Annotated in this window: 15 protein-coding genes and 1 tRNA gene; 9 read left to right on the top strand and 7 right to left on the bottom strand. The window is 69.4% G+C overall.

Going from position 1 to position 16881, the window contains the following annotated elements; genetic code table 11:
• The first annotated feature begins 9 nt into the window (after positions 1-9).
• From H4W81_RS36145 to H4W81_RS36135, 3 genes are all read left to right on the top strand, one after another.
• Entirely contained in the window at positions 10-699 is a 690-nt protein-coding gene (locus tag H4W81_RS36145; RefSeq protein WP_192778899.1) for a response regulator transcription factor, read from the top strand.
• A complete protein-coding gene (locus H4W81_RS36140; protein ID WP_192778898.1) occupies positions 696-1766 on the top strand; it encodes a sensor histidine kinase in 1071 nt (356 codons plus the stop codon). Before H4W81_RS36145 ends, H4W81_RS36140 begins: the two co-directional genes overlap by 4 nt.
• A gap of 210 nt (positions 1767-1976) precedes the next feature.
• Positions 1977-2300 carry a rhodanese-like domain-containing protein gene (locus H4W81_RS36135; RefSeq protein ID WP_192778897.1) on the top strand — a complete coding sequence of 108 codons (324 nt, stop codon included), beginning with the start codon at positions 1977-1979 and terminating at the stop codon, positions 2298-2300.
• Between the two features lie 5 nt (positions 2301-2305).
• Here the strand turns inward: H4W81_RS36135 and H4W81_RS36130 are convergent, their stop codons facing one another.
• The 3 genes from H4W81_RS36130 to H4W81_RS36120 are packed head-to-tail and all read right to left on the bottom strand — an operon-like array spanning position 2306 to position 4378.
• Positions 2306-3184 (bottom strand): Fpg/Nei family DNA glycosylase, encoded by an 879-nt coding sequence (locus H4W81_RS36130; RefSeq protein ID WP_192778896.1) that lies wholly within the window; start codon positions 3182-3184, stop codon positions 2306-2308.
• 44 nt (positions 3185-3228) lie between these two features.
• Positions 3229-3834: a TenA family protein gene (locus H4W81_RS36125; RefSeq protein ID WP_192778895.1), complete on the bottom strand. Its 606-nt coding sequence runs from the start codon at positions 3832-3834 to the stop codon at positions 3229-3231.
• Between the two features lie 10 nt (positions 3835-3844).
• Positions 3845-4378, bottom strand: coding sequence for a DM13 domain-containing protein (locus tag H4W81_RS36120; protein WP_192778894.1), 534 nt, complete (start codon positions 4376-4378; stop codon positions 3845-3847).
• A gap of 66 nt (positions 4379-4444) precedes the next feature.
• Between H4W81_RS36120 and H4W81_RS36115 the strand changes: the two genes are divergently transcribed.
• On the top strand, positions 4445-5101 hold the full coding sequence (locus H4W81_RS36115) for a GOLPH3/VPS74 family protein (protein WP_192778893.1): 657 nt from the start codon (positions 4445-4447) through the stop codon (positions 5099-5101).
• Positions 5102-5152: 51 nt separating this feature from the next.
• Here the strand turns inward: H4W81_RS36115 and H4W81_RS36110 are convergent, their stop codons facing one another.
• Positions 5153-6382, bottom strand: coding sequence for an LCP family protein (locus H4W81_RS36110; protein WP_318782220.1), 1230 nt, complete (start codon positions 6380-6382; stop codon positions 5153-5155).
• Between the two features lie 241 nt (positions 6383-6623).
• On the opposite strand from H4W81_RS36110, the gene H4W81_RS36105 reads away from it, so the two are divergent.
• Complete coding sequence (locus H4W81_RS36105) at positions 6624-7955, top strand: hemolysin family protein (protein WP_192778892.1); 1332 nt, start codon at positions 6624-6626, stop codon at positions 7953-7955.
• A complete protein-coding gene (locus H4W81_RS36100) occupies positions 7952-8971 on the top strand; it encodes a hemolysin family protein (protein WP_192778891.1) in 1020 nt (339 codons plus the stop codon). The genes H4W81_RS36105 and H4W81_RS36100 overlap by 4 nt, the downstream gene beginning before the upstream one ends.
• Before the next feature lie 31 nt (positions 8972-9002).
• Here the strand turns inward: H4W81_RS36100 and H4W81_RS36095 are convergent, their stop codons facing one another.
• The 3 genes from H4W81_RS36095 to H4W81_RS36085 all read right to left on the bottom strand — a co-directional run bounded on the left by H4W81_RS36095 (position 9003) and on the right by H4W81_RS36085 (position 14198).
• Positions 9003-10967, bottom strand: coding sequence for a hypothetical protein (locus tag H4W81_RS36095; protein WP_192778890.1), 1965 nt, complete (start codon positions 10965-10967; stop codon positions 9003-9005).
• Positions 10964-13735 (bottom strand): hypothetical protein, encoded by a 2772-nt coding sequence (locus H4W81_RS36090; protein WP_192778889.1) that lies wholly within the window; start codon positions 13733-13735, stop codon positions 10964-10966. Before H4W81_RS36090 ends, H4W81_RS36095 begins: the two co-directional genes overlap by 4 nt.
• A gap of 380 nt (positions 13736-14115) precedes the next feature.
• Positions 14116-14198, bottom strand: a tRNA-Leu gene (locus H4W81_RS36085).
• Positions 14199-14360: 162 nt separating this feature from the next.
• Here H4W81_RS36085 and H4W81_RS36080 point away from each other — a divergent pair.
• The 3 genes from H4W81_RS36080 to H4W81_RS36070 are packed head-to-tail and all read left to right on the top strand — an operon-like array spanning position 14361 to position 16866.
• Complete coding sequence (locus H4W81_RS36080) at positions 14361-15101, top strand: FhaA domain-containing protein (protein WP_183652927.1); 741 nt, start codon at positions 14361-14363, stop codon at positions 15099-15101.
• A 17-nt stretch (positions 15102-15118) separates the two neighbouring features.
• The gene (locus H4W81_RS36075; protein ID WP_192778888.1) at positions 15119-15589 is read left to right on the top strand and encodes an FHA domain-containing protein FhaB/FipA; all 471 of its coding nucleotides are present in this window, start codon (positions 15119-15121) and stop codon (positions 15587-15589) included.
• Positions 15586-16866, top strand: coding sequence for a Stp1/IreP family PP2C-type Ser/Thr phosphatase (locus H4W81_RS36070; RefSeq protein ID WP_192778887.1), 1281 nt, complete (start codon positions 15586-15588; stop codon positions 16864-16866). Before H4W81_RS36075 ends, H4W81_RS36070 begins: the two co-directional genes overlap by 4 nt.
• Positions 16867-16881 lie beyond the last annotated feature (15 nt).

The raw sequence follows: 16881 nt of genomic DNA, 5'->3' as shown, positions 1-16881 counted from the left end.
CGTGGCTGAGTGAGCACCCGCATCCTGGTCGTCGACGACGACCCGACCGTCGCCGAGGTGGTGGCGCGCTATCTCGAACGCGACGGCCACCAGGTCGACTGCGTGGGCGACGGGGCCGAGGCGCTGCGCAGGGCGCTGGCCGACCCGCCCGACCTGATGGTGCTCGACCTCATGCTGCCCAAGGTCGACGGCCTCCAGGTGTGCAAGAAGCTCAGGGAGCGCTGGCCGGTACCGGTGATCATGCTCACCGCGCTCGGCGAGGAGATCGACCGCGTGGTCGGCCTCGAGACCGGCGCCGACGACTACGTGACCAAGCCGTTCAGCCCTCGCGAGCTGGCGCTGCGCGTGCAGTCGGTGCTGCGGAGGGCGCGCGGCGCCTCGGTCACCGGCGGCAGCGGGGTGCTGCGCGACGCCGACCTGGTCGTGGACGTGGGCGCTCACGAGGTACGGCTCGGCGACAAGGAGATCCTCCTCACCGCCCGCGAGTTCGATCTGCTGGCCTACCTGATGCGCAACCCCCGCCAGGCCTTCAGCCGGGCGGCCCTGCTCGACCAGGTGTGGGGATGGTCGTTCGGCGACTCCTCCACGGTGACCGTGCACGTGCGGCGGCTGAGGGAGAAGGTCGAGCCCGACCCCACCGTGCCGCGCAGGATCGTCACGGTCTGGGGGGTCGGCTACAGGTACGAGCCGCTGTCATGACCCTTCTCGAGATCGTGACCGTCACCGCCGGGCTCGGCGTGGTGGTGGCGGCGGCCGGTCTCGCGCTGATGTGGCGGCTGCGCACCCGGTCGATCGGCGTCATGCTCGCCGTCGTCGTGGCGGTCGCGGTGCTGGCGACGGTGGCGGGCGTCGCGGCGATCACCATGAGGATGGTCATCGACGGCGCCGCGAGGGACCTCGTGCTCAGCGTGGTGGCGGTGGGCGGGCTCGTGGGCCTCGGCGTGGCGTTCGTACTGGCCAGGCAGATCGTGGCGGCGAGCAGGCGGCTGGCGGCGGCGGTGCGCGAACCCTCCTTCGTCGCGCCGCAGGGGCTGCCCGCCGAACTGCGGGCCATCGCCAGCACCCTGGAGGAGTCGTACGCGCGGGAGCGGGCGCTTGAGGGGGCGCGGCGGGAGCTGGTCGCCTGGGTGAGCCATGACCTGCGGACCCCGCTGGCGGGGATGAGGGCTATGGCCGAGGCGCTGGAGGACGGCGTCGGCGACGCTCGCCGGTATCCCACCCAGATCAGGCTGGAGGTGGAGCGCCTGTCGGCGATGGTGGACGACCTTTTCGAGCTCTCACGCATCCACGCGGGCTCGCTGCGGCTGAACAAGTCCATGATCGGGCTGGGCGATCTGGTGGCGGACACGGTGGCCGGAGTGGAGGCGCTGGCGGTGGAGAAGGGTGTGCGGCTGTGCGCCACGCCGGCGGTGGTGGCGGTGTCGGCTGACGCGGGCGCGCTGGGCAGAGCGCTGCGCAACCTGGTGGTGAACGGCATCAGGCACACCCCTACGGGGGGAACAGTCGCCGTGAACGTCTCCGTAGAGGGTGGGCTGGCCTGCCTGACGGTTACCGACGCCTGTGGCGGGATCCCCGAAGAGGATCTGCCCAGGGTCTTCGATGTCGCTTTCATCGGCGAGAAGGCCCGCACGCCGACGAGGGACGGGGGAGCAGGTCTGGGACTGGCGATCACCCAGGGCCTGGTGGCCGCGCACGACGGCAGCGTCTCCGCCGTGAACGAGGGCCCTGGATGCCGGTTCGAGATCCGCCTGCCCGTGGCGTCCTGAGGACGTGACCTCTCCCGCCGGGGATGCTCCCGCCTCGCGGTGCAGGGACCGAAGGCGATGGCCTTCGGCGTGAATGTCGAGCGCGGCGGCGATGTCGCAGCCATGGGGCTCGGCCGGCTCCCCTCCCCCACACCCCAGAAGACCTCGGCCCCAACCCCCTGGTCTGGGAAGACGGCGTGGTCATGGGTTCGGCTCACCGAGAATGGAAGCATGACCGTTCCTGAGATCGCAGTGACCGACGTGCCCGCCGACGCCTACCTGCTGGATGTCCGCGAGCAGAGCGAATGGGTGGCGGGCCACGCCCCCGAGGCGGTGCACATCCCGCTGGGCGAGCTGCAGGCCAGGGTCGAGGAGGTGCCCGCCGACCAGCCGGTCTACGTCGTGTGCAGGGTGGGCGGCCGTTCGGCGCACGCCGCCGCCTGGCTGAACCACATCGGCCGCGACGCCGTCAACGTCGGCGGTGGCATGCAGTCGTGGGAGCTGGCCCGCAAGCCGATGGTGAGCGAGACCGGCCAGCCCCCGTTCGTGGCCTGAAGCGGCTACTTCAGCAGCTTGGACATCCGCCGGTCGGCGAGGATCTTGCCCTCGGTCTGGCAGGTGGGGCAGTACTGCAGCGACGAGTCGGCGAACGACACCTCGCGGATCGTGTCACCGCACACGTCGCACGTCTGCCCCGCCCTGTTGTGCACGCGAAGCCCCGACTTCTTCTCCGCCTTCAGGTCCTTGGCGGCCAGCCCGTGGGCCCGTTCGACCGCGTCGCGGAGCGTGGTGACGATCGCCTCGTGCAGGTCGGCGATCTGCGCGTCGGTCAGCGTGGCGGCGATCTTGAAGGGTGACATCCTGGCCGCGTGCAGCACCTCGTCGGAGTAGGCGTTGCCGATGCCCGCGATGACCTTCTGGTCGCGGAGCAACCCCTTGATCTGGGTACGGCTGCCGCCCACGATCTGCTTGAGCGAGCTCGGCGTGAACTCCGGCGCGAGCGGGTCGGGGCCGAGCGAGGCGATGCCAGGGACCGCCATGGGGTCCTTGACGACGTAGACGGCCAGGCGTTTCTGCGTGCCCGCCTCGGTCAGCTCGAACCCGGGGGCCACGCCGTCGTCGTCGGGCGCCAGCCGTACCCTCACCGCCAGCGGACCCTTGCCGGGACGGACGGGTTTCGCGCCCGACAGGTCGTCGCGCCAGCGCAGCCACCCCGCCCGCGAGAGGTGGAAGACCAGGTGGAGGCCGTCGCAGTCGAGGTCGAGAAACTTGCCATGTCTCGTCACGCCCGTGACCGTCAGGCCGCCGAGCGCGGTGACGGGCGGGTCGAAGGTCTTGAGCGCCTGGAAGGCGACGACGTCGACGGCCAGCATGGTGCGGCCCACCGCCCGCTCACGCAGGAACTCGGCGAGCGACTCCACTTCGGGAAGTTCCGGCATGCGTCCAGAGTATGGTCCACAGGCTGTGGACGGCAGCGTCCGCGCTACGGCACGTCCCAGAAGGCCAGCTCGTGCCGCATGCCCTCGGTGAACAGCTCCTTCGCCCTCGGCCGGTCGGGCGCCGCCTCATCGATCATCTCCGCGATGCGCCTGGTCAGCGCGGCGAAACCGGGGTCGGCGTAGGTGTCGACCCAGGCGCGGTAACGCGGCTCGGCGGGCTTGTTCTCGGCGAGGATCTGGCCGAGCGTGGAATATCCCCACATGCACGGATAGAGCGCGGCCAGGCCCTCGGCGTAGTTCGCCGCCGACTCGAGCAGGAAGGCGGTGTACGCCGCGCAGGCCGGGCCCTTCACCGCGCCGTCGAGGTCGGCGCCGAACTCGGCGGACAGGGACCTGTGCAGCGACAGCTCGTCGTGGAAGGTCGTGTGCGCCAGGTCGACGAGGTCTCCCAGGTGCGCGGCGGGAGCCTGCCAGGCCAGCCGGGCGAACACCCGCACGTAGTCGTGCAGGAACAGCCAGTCCTGCTCCAGCCACGACCTGAAGACCTTCTCCTCGAGGTCTCCCCTCCCGATGCCCGCCACGGTCGGGTGCGCGAGCTGTGCCTCGAGCAGCGGACGGCCGATGGCGTGCAGTTCCGTTGAAATCGACATACCGAGCACGTTAACGGGTGAGAGCCGCGGCGCCGAAGGAGACGCTGAAGCGCTTGCACCAGATCGACACGCTGGTGAGCCGGTCGAGCTCGGCGGCGGCCGGGATCGGGTAGTTGGCGTTGCCCTTGTTGCCCTTGAGGTCGCCGAGCTCCAGATACTCGCCGTCGTCGAAGTTGTGCCAGGAGTCGGTGACGGGCTGGTCGCTCAGCCACACGCGCAGGTCGGGACCGTCGGAGGTGGCCAGGTTCTCGATGCGCAGGACGCGGCTGCCGTCGGGAAGCCTGAGCACCTTGGCCACGCCCGAGGTCCTGTGCTCATGGGTCACGAACCTGCCCGACAGCAGCACCTCGGGCGCGGGAGCCCGGACGGCGGCGCGCGGAGCGGACGTGGGCGTGGCGCTCGGCGAGGCGGCGACGGCCACCTCGGGGAGCGGCTCGTTCACCTCGACGGTGGTGAAGAGCCGCCACGGCTGGAACAGGTACATCGCGACCCCGAAGACCGCCGCGACGGCGATCCAGGTCACGGGATGACGGAGCAGTTTCATGTCTCCAGGTCACCACGCGTTCCGCGGCCCAACGCTTACGGACCTCTTACGACGTACTGTCGGGACATGAGCGTCACCATCGCCGAAGAAGTCCTGCTCCTCGCGCACAGCGAGCAGGACGGCAAACAGCTGATCGGCTCCACCGAGCTGGACGCCGCGCTCGGCGGCGCCGTCCTCGCCGAACTGGCGGTCGAGGGCAGGATCGAGCTCTCGCAGAAGCGGGTGGTCGTCAAGGACGCCGGCAGGGGCGGCGATCCCGAGCTCGACGCCGCCATGGCGCGCATCATCGAGGACGGCAAGGAGCGCAAGCCCGCCTGGTGGGTCGCCAAGCTCGGCAAGGGCAAGCTCAGGACCCGCCTGCTGACCAGGCTCGCCGACACCGGCGTCCTCACGCAGGAGCGCGGCAAGGTCCTCGGCATCTTCCCCACCACGCGCTGGCCCGAGGCCGACGGCAGGGTGGAGGCGGAGATCCGCGCCAGGGTGGCGGCCGTGCTCGGCGGCGCCGACCCCGACGAGCGTACGGCGGTGCTCATCGCCGTCCTGCACGCCGCCAAGCTCGACCGCAAGGCCTTCCCGGGGGTGAGCAAGGAGCGGATCAAGGAGATCACCGAGGGCGCGTGGGCCGGCGAGGCCGTGGCCAAGACGATCGCCGAGATCAACGCGGTCATCATGATCGCCGCGACCAGCGCCGCCATCGGCGCCGCGACCAGCGCCTCCGGCTGAGCGCCTGCACGGGCCGCGCTCTCGGAGGGGAGGCGGCCCGCGCGTCGTGGCTCAGCCCTTGTCCAGCACGTCCTTGGGCACCGGCCGGTCCTCCTTGAGCGCGTCGAACAGCCGGAGCGCCCGCGGGGTGTCCCACTTGACCGCCTGCCCGCTCGCGACGTTCTCGTTGCCGCCGAACGGCACCACGGTCGTCACCGGGTCGCCGCCCATGGCCAGGCCGAGAGAGAGCAGGTCGAAGGCGCCGGTGGAGGTGTCGACCCGCACCGCGTCCGTGGCGCCCATGGCCAGCGGGATCGAGGTGAACGGGTTGATCAGCACCCCCGGGCTGGCCGCCTTCTTCACCACCGCGCTCAGGAACTGCCGCTGTCGCTTGGTGCGCTCGAAGTCGGGCAGCGCGCCGCCCTTGCGGGTGCGCACGTAGCCGAGGGCGGTGCCGCCGTCCATCTCCTGGCAGCCCTTCTTCAGCTTGAGCCCGGCCTTGGGGTCGTTGATCGGGGTCTTCACGCAGATCTCGACGCCGCCCACCGCGTCGACGATGCCGACGAACCCGGCGAAGCCGACCTCCATGTAGTTGTCGATCCTGATGCCCGTGACGTTCTCGACCGTGCGGGTCAGCAATTGGGGACCGCCGATCGCGAACGCGGAGTTGAGCTTGTCCCGCCGCACCTGGCCCGGAATGTTGACGGCGGAGTCGCGGGGGAGGCTGACGAGCGTGGGCCGGTCGCCGCCCGAGGGGATGTGCAGCAGCATCATCGAGTCGGTGCGCCGGCCGACCGCCCGGCCGGTGGCCAGCTTCCTGCGCTGGGCGGCCGTCAGGCCCTCGCGGCTGTCGGAGCCGACGAGCAGCCAGTTGGTGCCGGGGGTGTCTGCCGGGCGGCCCTTGTACTCGTCGAGCACGCCGTCGATGGTCTGGATCCGCGAGTTCACCCAGAAGAAGCCGACCACGGCCAGGACCAGCAGGACCGCGACCGCCCCTGCGATGATCTTCAGGATCGTCCCGCCCTTGACGCGGCCGCGCAGGCGAGGCTCACGTGGCTCGCGCGGCGGCTTCTTCAGGGGGCGTACCGGGCTGCTGCCCGAGCGAGCCTTGCCGTACACGCGAGCGGCGGACCGGGGCGCTTCGGGCTCCGGCGGCTGCTCGTGCGCCCTGGTGGGCCCGCCGCCGGGGACCGGGTGCGCGGGCGCGCCGCCCGAGCGCGGCCCGCCGTCGTCCCTGTTTCGCGGCAGCGGGCGGCCGTCGCCCGGTGAGCGCATGGCCCGCGTGCGGTCGTCCTCGGACACGTCGTCTTCTCCCCCTCGGTTGGTTCGACCGTACTTCGTGGCTCCCACCAGTGCAGACGTCTCACCAAGGAATTCCCATGAAAAAGTACACAGATCAGACCGTGAGTCACTACGGAAACATCTGACGCCACCCCGGTCGTTACCGTTTATGGACGACCTCTACCGAAGGGAAGATCGTGTCCGCTCCGGACCCATGGAGTACTAACCCGTGCCTGCGCACGGGACCCCCTGCGAGCTCGAAATGAGCGCCTATCTCGGCATTCTTGCCCTGTTTCTTCTCACTGCGGCGACCGGTTACTTCGTCGCCCAGGAGTTCGCCTTCGTCGCCGCCGACCGAGGAAGCCTGCGGGAGCAGGCCAACGCCGGTGACGCGGCGGCCGAACGAGCACTCCAGGTCACCTCACGCCTGTCGTTCATGCTCTCCGGCGCGCAGCTCGGCATCACCGTCACCGCCCTGCTCGTCGGTTTCCTCGCCGAACCCGCCATCGCGACGCTGGTGCGGCCCCTGCTGGGGGACCTGCCCGCGGCCTTCTCCGTGGCGATCGGCGTCCTCGTGGCCACCGTCATCCAGATGGTGCTCGGCGAGCTGGCCCCCAAGAACCTCGGCATCGCCAAGCCCGAGCCCGTGGCCAAGTTCCTGGCCCGCTCGACGCTGATGTACCTGGCCGTCGCCGGCCCCGTCATCAAGCTGTTCGACTCGGCCGCCACCGGTCTGCTCCGCCGTGTCGGCGTCGAGCCCGTGGAGGAAGTGGAGCACGGCGCCACCCCTGAGGAACTGTCCAGGATCATCGCCGAGTCCACCAGGGCGGGCGAGCTGCCGCCCCGGCTGTCGGAGCTGCTGGAGCGGGCGCTCGAGTTCGGCGACCGCATCGCCGAGGAGGCGATGGTCCCGAGGCCGCGCGTGGTCGTCCTGCGCGCCGACCGGCCGATCTCCGACCTCATCGCGACGATGCGCGAGTGCGGTCACTCCCGCTACCCGGTCCTCGGCCCCGAGGGTGACGTCGTGGGCGTGACCGGCGTGCGCGAGCTGCTGGCCGCGGGCGTGGAGGACGGCCTCATCGGCGACGTCACCCGCCCCGCCGTGCTGATCCCCGACTCGCTGCCGCTGCCTCTCGTGCTGGCGCAGATGCGCGCCGCCAAGGCCGACCTCGTCTGTGTCATCGACGAGTACGGCGGGCTGGCCGGCGTCGTCACCGTCGAGGACCTGGCCGAGGAGCTGGTCGGCGAGCTCGTCGACGAGAACGACCCCGAGCCCGTCGGTGTGCTGGAGCGTCCAGACGGCGTCTGGGACGTGCCCGGCACGCTCAGGCTGGACGAGGTCGAGCGGGCCACCGGAGTCGCGCTCCCGGAGAGCGACGACTACGACACCGTGGCCGGCCTGGTCCTGGCCAGGCTCGGCCGGATGGCCGAGCCAGGCGACGCCGTCACCGTGGAGCTCACCCCCGAGTCCGACCCGTTCACCGCGGACGAGCAGGAGGCGCAGGCCGTCCTCACGGTGCTGTCCCTGCAGCGCCGCGTTCCCGAGTGGGTACGGCTGGCGCCCGCCCAGCAGCCCGTCGAGGTGGCCAAGTGAACCCGCTCACCCTGATCGCGCTCAGCCTCGCGCTGCTGGCCTTCAACGCGCTGTTCGTGGCCGCCGAGTTCGCCTTCGTCTCCTCGCGCAGGCACCGCCTGGAGGAGATGGCCTCGGGCGGCACCAAGCTGACCAGGTTCGTCGCCAAGTCCGCGGTGGAGGGCGGCAAGCAGCTGTCCCTCATGCTGGCGGGCGCGCAGCTCGGCATCACGCTGTGCACGCTCGGCCTCGGCATGGTGACCGAGCCCGCGATCGAGCACTACCTGGAGCCGGTCTTCGCCCTCGTCGGCCTGCCCGAGGGACTGCGGGTGCCGATCGCGCTGACGATCGCGCTCGCCCTGGTGACCTTCCTCCACATGGTCATCGGCGAGATGGCGCCCAAGTCGTGGGCGCTGACCCGTCCCGAGAAGGCCGCGATGCTGCTGGCCGTCCCCTTCAGGGCCTTCACGTCGCTGGCGCGCCCGCTGCTGTGGCTGCTGAACGGCTTCACCAACCTGATCCTGCGCCTGTTCGGCGTGCACGCCCGTGACGAGCTGGCCACCACCAGGACGCCGCGCCAGCTCGCCATGCTGGTCGGGGAGTCGGGCCGGATGGGCCTGCTCGACCGCGAGGAGCACGACCTGCTCACCCGGGCCCTGCGCCTGGAGGCCGAGGGCATCGAACGCCTCATGGTCCCCATCGACCAGGTCGTGATGGTGCCCGCCGACGCAGGCGCCGACCAGATCAAACGGGCGGCGGGCCAGAGCGGTCACCTCCGGTTGCTGGTCGGCACTCCAGTGGACATCAGGGGCGTGCTGCACGCGCGCGACGCGCTGCTGCGTCCCGAGGTCTCCGCGGGCGAGCTGGCCAGACCGCTGCCCAGGCTCGCCTGCGTCACCCAGGTGCCCGAGGCCGTGGCCGCCCTCCAGGACGCTCGCGCGCACCTGGGCCTGGTCACGGGGGGCGATCTGTCGATCATCGGCATGGTGAGCTTGAGCGACCTGCTGGGCGAACTCCTCGACACCAGGGCCGCCTGACCGTCCCCCGGCCCCGCACGGGCCGGGGGACTCACTGGTGCAGTCGGAAGAAGACCTTGCCCTTGTCCTCTTCCGACTGCGAAGTCACGACCTCGACGTGCCTCGCCTTGGACAGCAGCTCCTCGAGGAGCCTGTCGAGGAGGGCCGTGCCGTCGAGCAGGGGCTCGTAGGGCTCGATCCTCTCCCAGAAGCTGGTCAGCTCGGCGACGCCATGTCCGTTCGGCTCCCCCTCGAGGTGCCAGGCGACCTTGCCGAGGTCGATTTGCCGCCCTTTCGCAGGCTGCTTCTTCTGCTCCCACAGCTCCATGATCTTCTTCACCTCGGGCGGGGTCTCCGTCCACGACAGGGCGTACCACCAGTAGATCACTGAGGTGTGACAGCCGGTGAGGCGGACGGCGAGATGGATCCTCTTGATGTTCTGACGCTTCTTGTCGCAGATGCAGGTGAGGTGGAAGTCGAAGAACGTCTTCGTCACGTAGTTGTAGACGATCATCTCGCTCTCCTCGTTGCCGGGGCGCAGTCGCGGCCTCGGGGGATCCTGAACCTCCTGGAATTGGTTGAACGCCTTGATCGCCTGGTCCCAGAGGGCCTTCGGCACCTGGAGCGAGACGCTGCCCTTCGCGAGCTTGGGTCCGACGAGCATGCGAGGGAACGGCTTGGCGGACGGCTTCTCGTCCTCTTTCTCCTTCTCCTCCTCGTTGGAGGCCAGCGCAGAGACGCAGGGTGAATCGAGGGGAAGGTCGACGAGGAAGAGGCCGCTGGTCCACTTCTCGCCCTCCGTCGGCAGCTTGAGCTCCTCGGCCGCCACGCTGAGCTGCTTGGTCTTCGGCCTGGTCGTCGTGTTGTCGGGGGCGAGGATGATCTTGTAGTGGAAGGTGAGGAAGAAGCGGTCACGGGCGTAGTCGTACAGCAGCCTGATGTCGGCCGACCTCGTGCCGACGACCGTCAGCTCGTACAGCCCGGTCTCTCCTATCTTCAGGTTCTTGTCCTTCTGCCTGCCCGCGAGGCCTTCGACGGAGTCCGCCGTCCAGAAGTCGTGATAGCTACGACCTCGCGGCCTGGCCCACCCCGTGGGGTCGCCCTTCGGCGGCGGCGGCAGCAGCCCGAGCTCGTTCTGGTGCCACGACCGGAGGCCTCCTGCCGTCTTCGGCTCCGTGTCCCTGTCCTTCCCCTCGTAGACCACGCCGGAGACGCCTCGCCTGTTGCGGATCTCCAGGATGGTCATCACGATCGCGGGCGGCAGGTGCTCGAGCTTGATGACGAGAATCGGCAGCCCCTTGTGACGGAAGGTCTTACCGCCGACCCTGCACTGGGTGACCATGCTCGTGGGTGGAGTGTGGCCGAGATCCCCGTCGCCCGAGAGGTAGCGGGTGCCCGACTTCATCCTGAACAGGTGGAGGATCAGCTCCTCCTCCGTCGGGTCGTCGCGCCATGTGTCATGCTCCAGGCGCCTGGCGAAGTGAACGATCAGGGCGTAGAGGGCGTTCAGGTCGTCCACCAGCGTGTCCGCGAAGTACCGGTGGAGGGGCGCCTTCCTCTCCTCGAACTCCGCGATCTCGGCGATCATGGTTTTGACTCGCTTGATCAGCTCTTTCATGCGGTGGTACACGGGCGCCAGCGGCGCCGACCTCCAACTCACCCCCTTTCCCCTTGAGGTGTACAGCTTCTGGAGGAGGCGGAGATAGGCGGCGGCGTCCTGGCTGAGTGACGGGCCCCTGGGCCCGTCCTCGAACCTGGGCAGCTCCTCCTCCGGAACCTGCCCGCTCGGCGGGCCGGCCACGCGATCGGTGGCCCCCTCTGTGAGCACGGCGTCCCCGACCACATCGGCGTGCAGGGCGTCCTCGGTCTCCACCTGCGTCTGGACCACCGTTTGCGGCCGCACCCTGTCCTCTGAAGTCACATCCTTCTCGTGCGTCACCTTGCCGTCGGCCAGTACCTTCTCGTCGGACAGCACGGCGCCCCCCGGCGGCACGGGCTGCGCTCCTGTGTGGCTCATGGCTCGACCGGCTTGGCAGGCTGGCCGTTGGGACCTCCGGTGATCGAGGCCTGCCCGATGTGGTTGACCACCGGCAGCACCGGAAACAGGTGCTGGTAGAGCTCCACGCCCGCGCTGTCGCGCTCGCGCACCAGCTGGACGGCCAGCTGGAGCCTGTCCAACTCGGCCTGCCTGGTGTCGTTCTCGATCTGGCGGGCGCGGACCGCCTGCCGCTGCAGGCCCGTGGAGTACTCGTCCAGGCCGTTGCCCCTGCCGAGGAAGGTGTCGACCACGATGCCGTCGGTGCGCATGACGTGGGAGTCGGCCGAGACGATGACCCCGGGGACGGTGATCTCGTGCGCGTCGGGCGCGGGGCGGTAGGTCGAGGTGGCCGCGGGATTGACCCGAAGGTAGGGGCTGGTGTCGTCCGCGCTGACCTCCTCCACGAACTCCGGGTTCGGCCTGCCCGTGTGGTCGACGATGCTGCGCAGCTCCTCGATGATGCCCGTGAGCACCTCCTGCCGGTGCTCCTCGACGATGTAGAGCTCGAGGAGCCGGCCGAGCTTCGGCAGCGCCACCTCGTTACGCGACTCGGTGAAGCCGTTGAAGAAGGCCACCCTGACGTCCACCAGGTGCAGCAGCGTGACGAACTCCTGGTTCATCTGCCTGAAGACGAAGTTCAGCGTTCTGCTGACGTTCACGTTCTCCAGCGTGCGGGTGATGGCCTGCTCCTCGCTCTCCTCCTGTTTCATGTCGAGACTGGTGTCGACCGTCACGTCCCGCCGGGACGAGGCGCGCGCGGCGTTGTGCGCCACGGCCGTGGAGACGTTCTTGGCCAGCTCCTCGCGGGTGGCGTTCGACGAGCCCTTCACCCCTCCGCTCACGGAGGCATTCGCCTTGCCCCAGCCCCAGGTGGCCGTGACCTCGGCCCTCGCCTCCGCGTGATACTCGAACGCCCTGCCGGTGTTGTCCTGGGTGGCGTGCTCGGCCTGCACGCTCTGCTCGAAGTCGCTCTCGACCTCGTCGCTGGTGGAGTCGAGGATGGAGGAGGCCTGGCTGATCGCCTTCTCCGTGCGCTTGTAGCTGCGCACCTGGATCTCCGTGCGCTCCCCTGGGAGCAGCGAGAACGTCTTGATCGTGCGGCCCGCGCCGTACCTGGCGGGGAAGGAGGACAGGCGGTAGTACTCCACCAGCATGAGCGCGGGCGCTCCCCCGCGGGGGGCGGGGATGAAGCGGTGGGTGTAGCGGCCGCTCGCGTCCCTGTAGACCGCCAGCCTGTTCCCCGCCATGAGCTGAACGACCACGGTCTTCTCGTCGAGCTTCTTCAGCTCCTCGATGATGAGCCCTCTGCTGGTGGCGTCGTCGCCACCCTGGACGTTGGGGAAGACCGCGGGGTCGAAGTAGGCGGTGTCCTGGGCCAGCCTGAACTTGTCGGCGATCTCCTCGGCCGTCAGCTCGCTTGCCCGTCTGCCGGGGCTCGCCGCGCCGACCAGCTCGTCACCCTGCGGTTCGAAGCCGCTCGGGTCGAGCGCCACGGGCTGATGGGACCAGACGAAGTGCAGGCGCTGCCGGTTCAGCGCCGACGCGAGGCTGCCGGGGAAGGCCAGGGGGACGACCACGTCGGGCAGTTCGCTGCCCTGGTAGTTCAGCCTGGCGGTGAGCGTGCTCCCCGGGACGGGGCCGAAGGCGCACGGGGTGGAGTCGGTCACCTCCGCCACCGAACGCATGCCCCACACCACCGCGCCCGCCTCGTTGACCAGCCAGCAGTAGCACTCCCGCTGCTGCTCGGGAGGGACGGTCATGGAGAAGCCGAACGTGCCCGTCGGCAGGCTGTCGTCGGGGGTGACGGAGTGACCGATGTACATGGAGGCCGCCACGACCTCGCCGCCCGTCGCGGTGCTCGGGGCCGTGGCGTCCCGCTGGAACGGGCCGGTGACCGTGGCGGCCGAGCAGGTGAGCAGGATTCTGCGCCGGTTCAGCGCCACGGCGGGCCCCTCGGGGAAGACCAGCGGGATCACGATGTCCGGCTGATTGCTTCCCTGGTGGTTCACCCTGGCGGTCATCGTGGTGCCGGTGAACTGGTCGAAGGTGAACGGCGACGACTCGGTCGGGCCGGCGATCGCGCTGACGCTCCGTACCTGCGTGCCGGCCTCGTTGAACAGGTTGCAGGTGAACTGGCGGGGGTCGCCGACCGGCGGCGTCAGCGAGACGCGGAAGCAGCCCTCGGTGAGCGCGGCGTCGGCGCCGATCGAGTGGCTGACGTAGAGGGGCGGGGTGCGGGTCGTGCTGGGCTTCACGAAGTAGGAGGAGGGGATGTCGAGCTCGATGATCTGGCGGCCGCGGTAACTGGTCGGTTCGGGGATGTCGTAGCTCAGCACGACGGGGGAGCCGTTCGGGTCGAGCTCGGCCAGCGGCCTGCCGGGGCTGTCCGGTACGGCTCCCGCCCCCGGTACGGCTTCCGCGCCAGGCCAGGTGAAGTGGATCCGGCGCCGGTCCAGCGCCGCGGCCTCATCGAGCAGGGTGGCCACCGTCACGCTCGCGCCGTCGGCGGAGTGGAGCCTGGCGGTCGGCCTTCCCTCGCCGAGGGCGTCCAGCGGGCAGGGGCCGGAGTGGGCCGCGCCGCCGTCCGAGGCCAGCTCGGCCACGGGCGCGCCGCTCTCGTCGTGAAGGGAGAGCGTGAAGGCTCGCCGCTCGCCCTGTGCGGCGCTCACCGAGATTCGGAACGTTCCAGGCTCGAGCGTGCTGTCGGGAAGGATCGAGTAACCGAGATGGAGGGGGGCCTCAGGCACGACGGAACTCCTCACCGGTAGGGAAGGTGTGTGCGCCGATCTCGTCGGCCTCCCCGTCACACCGGGGCGCCGGGCCGACGCAGCCGTGACGCTATACGCACAGGTATGACCCGTCAACGGAGAGTGTCGGTTATATGCCGTTGGCCAGAAAAGTGCTGTTTGGTGCCCGGCCGGACCTGCTCCGCACCAATCGCTCAGCTCTCAGCGAAACCCCGCAACCCGCCGAAACGTTGCTAGTGACTAGAAAGCGGTCTGCAAGCCGACCCGTGTAACGTGCTTCGAGCAGGTGTGGGCCCGGATCAAATAAAGAAGCCCCGGCTCTTGCGAACCGGGGCCCTGTTTCGTCACTGTGGGTCTGCCGATTTCATCGGCGACCGGAGTGGGCGAGGAGGGATTTGAACCCTCACGTCCTTTCGGACACACGGACCTGAACCGTGCGCGTCTGCCGTTCCGCCACCCGCCCTTTTGGGTGCGGAGAAACAGTAGCACGGATCAGACGCTGGTACCGAACCCGGATACGATCGCATCAAGACGCGGAGAGAAGAGCTGGGTGCAAGAGAGCGACTCAGGAGCCACGGGCACCTCAGCGGCCGCGACGATATGCACGGAGGAAGGGAGGTACCCGGTGGGAGTCCTTCAGCGCTTCGAGCGAAGGCTCGAAGGCTTGGTTGAGGGGGCCTTTGCGCGGGCGTTCAAATCTGACCTTCAGCCGGTCGAGGTCGCCAGCGCGGTGCAGAGGGAGATGGACGAGCGGGCCGCCATCGTGGCTCAGGGCCGGACGCTCGTACCCAACGACTTCGTGGTGGAGCTGTCGACGACCGACGCCGAACGGCTCGAGGTCTACGCCGACAGCATCAGCCACGAGCTGGCCAACCTCGCCAGGGAGTACGCCAAGGAGCAGGGCTACTCCTTCGTGGGACCGGTCCGGGTCCGCTTCGAGACGGCCACCGACCTGGCGGTCGGCCTGTTCCGCATCCGCTCGGGCGTCATCAGAGGGGCGACGGTCGAGCAGGACGAGATCCGCCAGCCCAAGAGCGACCTGCCGGCCTCCCGGCCAGGCGCGTTCGGCGGCAGGCCCAGGCTGCTCGTCTCCACACAGGACGACCCGCAGGGCGACCGCTCCTACGAGCTCACCACTCCGGTGACCTTGCTCGGGAGGGGCACCGACTGCGATCTTCGTCTTGTCGATCCAGGCGTCTCACGTCACCATGCGGAGCTGCGCGTCGAGGGTCCCCAGGTCGTGCTCGTCGATCTGGGCTCCACGAACGGCACCTTCGTCAACGGCCAGCCGGTACGCAGGATCGAGCTCCAGAACGGCACTCGTGTCACCCTGGGGCGCACGACTCTGGTGTTCCGGCGCGATTAGGGGTAGACAAACGGTCCATGTCCGAGCTCACGCTGCTGCTGATCCGGCTCGCCTTCCTGGCGGTGCTGTGGTTCTTTGTCATTGCCGCAGTCGGGGTGATCCGGACCGACCTGTTCGGTTCGCGCACGGCTCCGGCGACCAGAGGCAAGCCGGCAAAGCCCGCGAAACCGGCGGCCAAACCCAAGAACAAGAAGGGGGAGCCGCGCCAGCTGGTCGTCACGGGCGGTCCCCTGCAGGGCACCATCATCAATCTCTCGGAGACGCCCATCACCATCGGCAGGGCGAACGACGCCACGCTGGTCGTGACCGACGACTACGCTTCCAGCCGGCATGCCCGACTCTTCCCTCAGGACGGTCAGTGGATCGTGGAAGATCTTGGCTCCACCAACGGCACGTATCTCGACCGCTCAAAAGTCACCCGCCCGACCCCGGTGCCGCTCGGTGTTCCGATCCGCGTCGGCAAGACAGTCATTGAATTGCGCAAATGACCATCGCACTCCGCTACGCCGCCCGCTCGGACGTCGGCCTCCTCCGCGAAGGGAACGAGGACTCGGCGTACGCTAGCGGCCGCCTGCTCGCCGTCGCCGACGGCATGGGCGGGCACGCACACGGCGAGGTGGCGAGCTCCGTCGCCATCGCCGCAATGGCCTCTCTCGAAGAGAGCCAACAGGGGGGTGACCTGCTCAACGCCATCGAGGCAGCAGTACGCGACGCCAACCGCAAACTGCACGAGATGGTCGGGCGGGATCCCAGCCTCAAGGGCATGGGCACCACTCTCACCGCCATGCTCTGGTCCGGCACCCAGGTCGCCCTGGTGCACGTCGGCGACTCGCGCGCCTACCTGCTCAGACGCGGGGAGCTCTACCAGATCACCCACGACCACACGCTCGTCCAGCAGCTCGTGGACGACGGGCGGATCACCCCGGAGGAAGCGGCGACGCATCCCCAGCGGTCGATCCTCCTGCGAGCGCTCGACGGAAGCGGTGAGGTCGATCCCGACCTCACCCTTCGCGAGGCCCAGCTCGGCGACCGCTACCTCCTCTGCTCCGACGGGTTGTCAGGGGTGGTGAGCGCCGAGACACTGCACGCGACGCTCACCAACATCGACGACCCCGAAGAGGTCGTCCGCCAGCTCATCGATCTGGCCAACAGGGGCGGTGGCCCCGACAACATCACGTGCGTGCTCGCCGACGTCGTCGACGTGGCCGACGGCCTGCCGGTCCCGTCCGAGGCCGCCGTGGTGGGCGCGGCGGGAATGAGCCGCTCGCGTTCGAGCTCCCCGGGTGATTCGGCGGGGCGAGTAAGCGCGGTGACCGCTCCCCAGCCGGTGTTCGCCGACGACGATGACGACCACCAGGACGCCGAGGCGTCGGGTCGTGGCAAGCGTCGCCGTGTGTGGCCCGTGCTGGTCTCCGTGCTGGTTGTGGCCGTGGTGGCCGCCGGGTTCGGCGGCTACTTCGGCTGGCAATGGGTTCAGGACCAGTACTTCGTCGGAGCTAGGGACGGCGAAGTGGTCGTTTTCAGGGGCTTGCAGCAGGAGGTGGGCCCCGTCCAGTTCTTCGAGGTCGCCAAGCAGACCGGCCGCAAGCTCTCCGATCTGTCGGCGCCCGAGCAGGCCATGGTCAAGGACGGCATCAAGGTCGCCGACGAGACCGAGGGCCTCGCCAAGATAAACAGCCTGAATTTCGACGCCAACGAGCAGGACGACTCGACCACCCCCTCCCCCTCTCCTTCCCCGTCCCCGAGCAAGACGAGGTCCCAGTAGGTGAGCGAAGTGGTC

The organism is Nonomuraea africana, assembly GCF_014873535.1.
Lineage (GTDB): Bacteria > Actinomycetota > Actinomycetes > Streptosporangiales > Streptosporangiaceae > Nonomuraea > Nonomuraea africana.
This window is presented reverse-complemented; position numbering and strand designations above follow the sequence as displayed.

Coding starts and splice junctions, on each gene's coding strand:
- H4W81_RS36140 (WP_192778898.1), top strand. CDS start 696: ATGACCCTTCTCGAGATCGTGACCGTCACCGCCGGGCTCGGCGTGGTG.
- H4W81_RS36135 (WP_192778897.1), top strand. CDS start 1,977: ATGACCGTTCCTGAGATCGCAGTGACCGACGTGCCCGCCGACGCCTAC.
- H4W81_RS36130 (WP_192778896.1), bottom strand. CDS start 3,184: ATGCCGGAACTTCCCGAAGTGGAGTCGCTCGCCGAGTTCCTGCGTGAG.
- H4W81_RS36125 (WP_192778895.1), bottom strand. CDS start 3,834: ATGTCGATTTCAACGGAACTGCACGCCATCGGCCGTCCGCTGCTCGAG.
- H4W81_RS36120 (WP_192778894.1), bottom strand. CDS start 4,378: ATGAAACTGCTCCGTCATCCCGTGACCTGGATCGCCGTCGCGGCGGTC.
- H4W81_RS36115 (WP_192778893.1), top strand. CDS start 4,445: ATGAGCGTCACCATCGCCGAAGAAGTCCTGCTCCTCGCGCACAGCGAG.
- H4W81_RS36105 (WP_192778892.1), top strand. CDS start 6,624: ATGAGCGCCTATCTCGGCATTCTTGCCCTGTTTCTTCTCACTGCGGCG.
- H4W81_RS36095 (WP_192778890.1), bottom strand. CDS start 10,967: ATGAGCCACACAGGAGCGCAGCCCGTGCCGCCGGGGGGCGCCGTGCTG.
- H4W81_RS36075 (WP_192778888.1), top strand. CDS start 15,119: ATGTCCGAGCTCACGCTGCTGCTGATCCGGCTCGCCTTCCTGGCGGTG.
- H4W81_RS36070 (WP_192778887.1), top strand. CDS start 15,586: ATGACCATCGCACTCCGCTACGCCGCCCGCTCGGACGTCGGCCTCCTC.